This window comes from Prevotella sp. C561, from assembly GCF_000224595.1.
Classification (GTDB): domain Bacteria; phylum Bacteroidota; class Bacteroidia; order Bacteroidales; family Bacteroidaceae; genus Prevotella; species Prevotella jejuni.
Genome location: NZ_JH114143.1, coordinates 45,764 through 52,943 on the forward strand (window position 1 = coordinate 45,764; position 7,180 = coordinate 52,943).

General features: G+C 42.7%; 7 protein-coding genes and 1 pseudogene. 5 read left to right on the top strand and 3 right to left on the bottom strand.

What is annotated here, in order from left to right; translation table 11 throughout:
* From HMPREF0666_RS16455 to HMPREF0666_RS05750, 3 genes are all read left to right on the top strand, one after another.
* Positions 1-197, top strand: a 197-nt coding sequence (locus HMPREF0666_RS16455; RefSeq protein WP_009011411.1) for a hypothetical protein, incomplete at its 5' end; no start/stop codon positions are given.
* 43 nt (positions 198-240) lie between these two features.
* Positions 241-1,851 carry a hypothetical protein gene (locus tag HMPREF0666_RS05745; RefSeq protein ID WP_009011412.1) on the top strand — a complete coding sequence of 537 codons (1,611 nt, stop codon included), beginning with the start codon at positions 241-243 and terminating at the stop codon, positions 1,849-1,851.
* A 609-nt stretch (positions 1,852-2,460) separates the two neighbouring features.
* The gene (locus HMPREF0666_RS05750) at positions 2,461-2,904 is read left to right on the top strand and encodes an HU family DNA-binding protein (RefSeq protein WP_009011414.1); all 444 of its coding nucleotides are present in this window, start codon (positions 2,461-2,463) and stop codon (positions 2,902-2,904) included.
* A 246-nt stretch (positions 2,905-3,150) separates the two neighbouring features.
* Here HMPREF0666_RS05750 and rsmD read toward each other — a convergent pair whose 3' ends face one another.
* Both rsmD and HMPREF0666_RS05760 read right to left on the bottom strand, forming a co-directional pair.
* Positions 3,151-3,690: a 16S rRNA (guanine(966)-N(2))-methyltransferase RsmD gene (gene rsmD, locus HMPREF0666_RS05755; RefSeq protein WP_009011415.1), complete on the bottom strand. Its 540-nt coding sequence runs from the start codon at positions 3,688-3,690 to the stop codon at positions 3,151-3,153.
* A 127-nt stretch (positions 3,691-3,817) separates the two neighbouring features.
* On the bottom strand, positions 3,818-4,630 hold the full coding sequence (locus HMPREF0666_RS05760) for a DUF3822 family protein (RefSeq protein WP_157600250.1): 813 nt from the start codon (positions 4,628-4,630) through the stop codon (positions 3,818-3,820).
* Positions 4,631-4,855: 225 nt separating this feature from the next.
* On the opposite strand from HMPREF0666_RS05760, the gene HMPREF0666_RS05765 reads away from it, so the two are divergent.
* Both HMPREF0666_RS05765 and HMPREF0666_RS05770 read left to right on the top strand, forming a co-directional pair.
* On the top strand, positions 4,856-5,359 hold the full coding sequence (locus HMPREF0666_RS05765) for a CidA/LrgA family protein (RefSeq protein ID WP_009011417.1): 504 nt from the start codon (positions 4,856-4,858) through the stop codon (positions 5,357-5,359).
* On the top strand, positions 5,359-6,108 hold the full coding sequence (locus HMPREF0666_RS05770) for an LrgB family protein (protein WP_009011418.1): 750 nt from the start codon (positions 5,359-5,361) through the stop codon (positions 6,106-6,108). The genes HMPREF0666_RS05765 and HMPREF0666_RS05770 overlap by 1 nt, the downstream gene beginning before the upstream one ends.
* A 590-nt stretch (positions 6,109-6,698) precedes the next feature.
* Here the strand turns inward: HMPREF0666_RS05770 and HMPREF0666_RS16460 are convergent.
* Positions 6,699-7,180 (bottom strand): annotated as a pseudogene (locus HMPREF0666_RS16460) (transposase); the annotation flags it as partial.

Sequence of the window (7,180 nt, forward strand, 5' to 3'; positions counted from 1 at the left end):
AAAAGAAACAAAAGAAGAACTATTCTGCACCAAAGTGTGAAATAGTTCACGTAAACGAAACCACTAATCTGATGGATGCATCCATGCCTGGTCAGCACAGAAAGGCAAACCATGCTACTGGTCCAGCTGCTGCTAAGGCAAGTCAATGGAATGAGGAAGACTTCGAGAACGAAGCGCCAACATCATGGGAAGACTAACAGAGAGTTATTAACTAAAAGAACAAAGTAAAACGAATAAATGATGAAGAAAACAATGAAACAATATTCATTTGCATCGCAACTAAAGTCTTTGGCTGTCGTGTTCGGCATTGCCTTGACTTTTGCATCTTGTGCTAAGGAGGATGTGGCACAGAACCCAAGCAATAAAGAGGGCGACAACGATAAGAACCTTACGACTTTCGTTGCAGGCGACGAGGCAAAAACTCGCACCTCATTGGATTATAACAGCAGCGACTTCTCTTGGGAGGCAGGCGATTATATCTACGTTAAGGATGACGACGGCGTAATGAGAAAGAGCACGAACGCTCCAACTCAGAAGGTAGCTTCTTTTAAGTATAAAGTACCAGGCAAGTTTACAGAACACACAAGTTATAAGGTTTATTACTTGGGGAAGAATAGTAATGGCAGCCAAGTAACTATCTCTGCTAACCAAACGCAGACCGCCCCAGACAATACCGAGCATTTCGGCACAGCAGGCGACTACGGTACAGCTACGGCAACAGGAGCAGTAGGCGGCAGCATCTTTAGCTTTCAGTTAGAGCATCAGCCAGCTTACTTAGTCTTCCTGCCTTACACAAGTAATACTATTCTGCAAAACTGTTACTTAACCAAAGTAGAGGTAACTTCTGACAACGATATTGCCGAAACATACAGCATCAATACAACAACAGGTGCTTTGGACGCTTCAGCAGGTACAGGCAGCAAACAAATCGTTTTGACCACAAGCGGCAGTAGCACTAATCCAAATGGCTTCCCACTAAGCAACAGTTCTGCCAGCGTAAGTACAAACGGTGCCTACATGGTGATTAAGCCAGGAACTCATATCTTAAAAGTACGTTATTGGGTAAAAGACGTAGCTACCAACGTAGAGGGTACTATTACGAAGACTCTTCCTGCAACAGCATACGCTTCGAACACCTACTACGATATGACAGCTAACCTTAACGTACGTAATTATGACGGCGACCACTATTACATGTGGGATGCGCAGCAGCAATATTGGTATGGTTACGAATGGACAAAGCACTTGTCAGGAAACACAGGTCAGCCAACATTAAACAACAACAGTTCGCCAAATTACCCTCAGAGTAACAGTGATGTGTCTCGTTGGTACAACGAAAGTTACCCAGGTTCTGGCGTAAGTAACCCAGCAACGCACAGTTCATGTAAAGACCTTCCAAACGCAAACGAGATGTCTTGGTACTGTATGTACGGTGATCCCCGTTGGGACGGTGACGAGTTATGGACAACGATGGGGCATTTATATAAAGGTGGCATGTGGTTTAAGAAGAAGTCCGTGCTTCAAGCCGAGCATAATTACGACACCGAGAAATCCGCCGATAATACAACCGACTTGCGTACAACATACAAGTATTATAACAATACTAACAGTAGCATCAACAACTCCGGCCTTCCATCAGCAGCCGATGCAAACAAATATTTCTACCTGCCCGCCTTGGGTTTCTGCTACTCTGGTCAGCTGCTCAACGTTGGCTACGGCGGCTACTATTGGTCGTCAAGTGCTTACCCATGGATCAGTAGCTACGCGTACAACCTGGACTTCAGCAGTGGTTACGTCGTCGTGGACAACAGCCGCCGCTACTTCGGGTTCAGGGCGGAGGCGCTTCATTAGTCCTCGCGGTTGCCCCTTTACAGGTGTCGGCATTTAAAAGGCGACACCTAAAGAACCGCCGCAAGGCGGTCGACGAAAAAATAATCAAAACAAAAAGACAAAACAATTGTCGACAACAATATGAAATTATCTTCGATACTTGCATTAGAGGAAAGTGAAGATATTAAGATTTATCTTCATCGCGAAGGTCTTTTTTTGGAAGGCTTACGAGCGGAGTGCTTAAGAAACCCCACCCCGACCCTCCCCGAAGGGGAGGGAGTGCCTAACGGGATGAAGGAGGGTGAGAGATAAGGAAAAATCTAACCCGTTGCAATAAAATTTCTAACGTGTTAGAAATTTACGGGGAACGTGTTAGCGAGAAATTTCTAACGGGTTAGAAATTTTCTTCCGACCCGTTAGAAATTTTACTCTGACCTAATATGTAATTTTAAGCCTCCGCATCGTGCGGGTTTTCCAAGTTTTGCGGAGGTTTTTGTTTCTTTTGAATACTGAACAAAAACGCTTTTACTTAAGCTAATGATGCTCGGTATAAGAAACGGAACTAATGAAAAAAAGTGTTGCTGCAAAGTGCAGCAGAAGTAAGTAATAACTAATAAAATCTTAAACACAATGAAGATCAAATTGATTGAAAGAAGAAAACCAGGCACCAAGACAGGTCCTGGAAAGTTTTATGCAAGTCCTGTGAACGTGGGGAAGAAGACCTTGCGGGATATTGCGCATGACATTGCGGGGCGTTCTTCGCTGACACGTGGTGACATCGAAAACGTGCTGGCGAACTTTATGGATTGTCTGCCTCATTACCTCCGTGACGGCTTTAGTGTGCAGTTAGGAGAGTTTGGCACGATGCGCCTGACACTGTCAAGCGAGGGTGCTGCAACGGAAAAGGCCTTTAAAACCGAGACGATTAAGCCGCGTGTGGTCTTTACGCCAGGAATAGAATTGAAGAGTGAGCTTGCCGCAAACTCCTACGAGTCGGTGAGGAAGAAGGAGGAAGCAGACAAGGACAAGAAAAAGAACGGAGGAGGAAGTGGCCCAGTAGCGGGCCAAGGATAGGAAAGGATATTGGGCTAATTGGCCTAATGAGGCCAATAGGCCCTATTAGAAAGAAAAAAGTTCGGTTTTAATAATACTGAATTGATTAATTTAGTTTTAGTTATGTTTCCAGCGGGAAGGCATTGATGTGATATCAATGACGATACATCGGTAATTTAATTTTCGTTTCTTGCCCCTGTCACCATGGTTGGTGTTAAGGGGCAAGTTTTTTGTTCGTTGAAAACTTTGCTCCGATGTATGGAAGATTTAAGGCTTAGCTCTAAACAAAGTAAAGTTCACGCTGCCATAACTTCTATGTTCAATGAAGTGCGGGTGAGCAGAGAAATCATTGTTCTTACCATGTTCGAAGACAAGGAGACCATCTTCTTTTAATAAGTCATATTGGAAAATAAGGTCAGGAATAGTCTGCAGTTCGGGCAGAGCGTAGGGTGGGTCAGCAAAGATAAGGTCGAACTTCTGATGGCAACTTTTTAAGAAACGGAACACATCACCTTTGATTAATATATGGTCTTCAGTGCCGAGCTTCTCCATACATTGACTGATAAAGCGGGCATGGTCACGGTCTTTCTCAACGCTAATCACCTCACGGCAGCCACGTGATAAGAGTTCTAAGGATATACTACCCGTACCAGCAAAGAAGTCGAGTGCAGTTGTTTCCTCCCAATCCACGTAAGCATTGATAACATTAAAAATGTTCTCTTTAGCAAAGTCTGTTGTAGGGCGTGCCTTAAAGGTACGTGGAATATCAAAGTGTCTGCCTTTATACTTTCCAGTTATAATTCGCATAGTTTTTTTTAGGGGGGGTGATATGGAGTTAAGGAGTTAAGGAGTGAAATGGAGTTAAGACATTAGTCTTTTATCGAAAATGTGAGTGGTTTAACTTATTCGATACCTTAATCTTTCTCTATTTCTTCTATTCCAGATAGATAGTCTTCATGTCGTAAGGAATCTCAGAACGCTTAGCCAGTTGACTATTATTGAAGTAGACCTCCTGGTCAAGGACTCTACAGAACTTTAGATGTTCCTTAGCTTTCTTCAAGAGCCACTCTTGATAAGGAAGGTCACCTACAAGGTATAGCTCGTCTTTCTCGGTATCCATTCCTGTTAGCTTCCATATATAAAGAAAGAAATACAAGGCATCATGTTCGTTCGTGACCTCGTATGAATTGCTAAAACGGAACCTGTTTTGTTGGAAACTAAACACCTCCATACGCTTGTCGTGGAAGTAAGCATAGAGTTTCCGGCGTGGTCCTGCGTATGAGCGACGATAGAGATGGGTCCATACCGATTGCATTAGCGGTTGTAAACGGATATCCTTGAAGTGGTCGTCGATAACAAGTTTGAGGTCCTTGTTAATCGCAAAGACAGCAACAGCGTTCAGATCAGGAAGGATACTCGATAGAATTTCCTCATTACCTTGCCTCTTGAAGGTGTGATGATAAAGTGTTTCAATGTCCTGTGTACCAAAGTCGTCTGTAGGCATCAGCATGACAGGGGTGTCAATGGTTGCTAATAAGCGTTTGTATCCACTCTGCAGTAATTCCGAAACTTTGAATGCTTCACGCAGATTAGCAGCAATAGAGATACCCATATTCATGTCGTATGGCTCATAAACGAGTGTACCATTCTCCTGCGGGTCGCCCACGGCAAGAGCCATACTATTTCTGCTAAATCTGATAGTAAGGCGTAGTTTCTTATCGTATAAATTATTGTCTGTCTCTGTCATTACGAACGTTGTATAGCATATTATCACTTGCAAACTTACATAAAATTTTCCGATTACGAGGGTTAACCATTTGATAAATATCAGAGAATAGTTCCTTTTTAAGTATAAAAAAAGGGAATTTCGATACGTGATACTCAAAAAAAGTATAACTTTGCACCCACTTATAAAGCGATAACTATTCAATTCATCATTTTTGATGGTCGTATTGAATAATAATTTTTATACATGGCAATACAATTCTTTGTAATCTTCGGATGCTTAGCATTAGGAGAGGTGATTGTTTGGGCAACAGGAATCAAACTGCCGTCCAGTATTATTGGTATGCTTATCCTTACACTTCTTTTGAAGTTGGGATGGGTAAAGTTAGGTTGGGTAGAACGCCTTTCACAGCTTTTAATATCCAATCTTGGTTTCTTCTTTGTACCACCTGGGGTGGCTTTAATACTCTATCTCAACGTTATCAAGGACTATTGGCTTTCGATAATGATGGCAACAGTTGTCAGTACGGTCTTAGTATTGGTTGTCACTGGACACATGCACCAACTCGTCATTAAGTTTGAACGTCGACTGATGGCGCTTGACTTGCTCCATCATCGTTCTCATGCAGCGAAGCTGAAAAAGGCTTTGGAGGAGGCAGAGGAGGCTGAAGCCATTGAAGAGTCCGAACGTATCGTTATGGATAAGGCGTTACATGGTCAGGATGGTGTAAATAATCAGGAGGAAGAATAATGGGTTCATGGAATGATACGATTGGTCAAACCATTGACCTAATACAGGATGGTAAGGACATCTTCTCCAATCAGTACGTTATTCTCGCATTGACTTTTGCTGCTTTCTTTTATGTTAGACGACTGCAGCAGCGTACAGGTTGGATGCTACTCAATCCTATTCTGATAGCAATAATACTTCTCATTGTTTACCTCAAGGTGACGGGTGTTCCTTTTGAGGTTTATAAACAAGATGCACAACTTATTGACTTCTGGCTCAAGCCAGCCGTTGTTGCCTTAGGCGTACCGCTTTATCTTCAGCTTGATGCGATAAAGCGTTTATGGCTCCCGATAGTCCTCTCTCAGCTTGTAGGCTGCTTGGTAGGTATCGTGAGTGTTGTTTTGGTTGCGCAATACTTTCATGCTCCGAAGTTCATCATACTGTCTTTGGCAAGTAAATCTGTCACAACACCTATCGCAATGGAGGTGACACAGAGTCTTGGAGGTATTCCTTCTCTTACGGCAGCCGTGGTGGTCATCACTGGTATTATCGGTGCGTTGGTAGGTTTCAAAGCATTGACTATCGGCCATGTGAAGAGTCCTATTGCTCAAGGACTGTCTATGGGAGCAGCTTCTCATGCTGTGGGTGCATCAACCGCAATGGCATATAGCAGTAAGTATGGTGCTTTTGCAAGTTTAGGAATTACGCTAAATGGTATTTTCACAGCCCTGCTTACTCCAACGGTTCTCCGCCTAATGGGAATTATTTAGGCGCAATACATTACTCCGTATTTTATTTATCATTATAAAACAAAACAGTCATATTAAGGCAAGTCTATGCTTAATATGACTGTTTTTGTTTCTCCTTTTGTATGCAAAACTCTGTATAGCTCTGTGAGAAATAAGATTACCTTTTGTGAGAGGGAGAGTTCTCCACCTTATGAGAAAACGGGCAGACGAAATGGTGGGTAATTCTTTCTCTCACAGAGCGCACAGACATAACAGAACTTTTCCACCCACGTTTTGAGTCCACAGATGGCCTCTGGCCGACAGAGAACACAGAACGTTATTGCTAAAGATGGGTGTTGGGTGTTGAATGTGGGGTGTTAAAGATTACCTATAGATGGGGGCAAGCCAATGTTACAACCCCATTAAGACACAAGTAACAAAGGAGGGGTTACCTCGGTAATCATTCCCCTCTCTATTCGGAGAAGGGCTGAGGAAGCAGAAAGAAGAGGCCCTTCTACGTTCAAGAACATGCCCTTCTTGCATGCAGAAGATGAGGGTGTGTCAAAATTGATACATCCTCTTTTCTATTCTTCCTTTACCTTGTCTACCACATAATTCGTTATTTACTGCAGCTATGCTGCTAATTTCATATAAAATGATTTATTGGGCTTTAAATAGCCTATATAAACTTGTATAGAGTATCTGAAGGTTACAAAAAGTACCTCCATAACGGCTTTTAGTTCCTTGAGATTAGTTTTTCTACACATTTTCCCTATGTTAAAGGCAATAGCGAAGAAGGCAAAGTCCATATTGACCTTGTCTTTTCCAAAATGCCTAAACCTCTTATAGGCTTTATTATATTTTGTTTGTCCAAAAACAGCTTCAGGTTCTATGCACCTTCGTCCTCGATGCTTGATGCCTTCTTCTGAGGTCAGTAGTTCCCGTGCCTTTTGTTTATAGTGCTGTAGTTGGTGGTTTACTTCTATAATTCTGTTTCCCCTCTTTGCCCTTTAAAAACATGAGCCTCTCAACGGACAACCATCACAGCGTTCTGCCTGATAACGTACGCTGTAAGTAACGAATCCGTTAGAGGTTAGGGACGCTTCATGCCTAT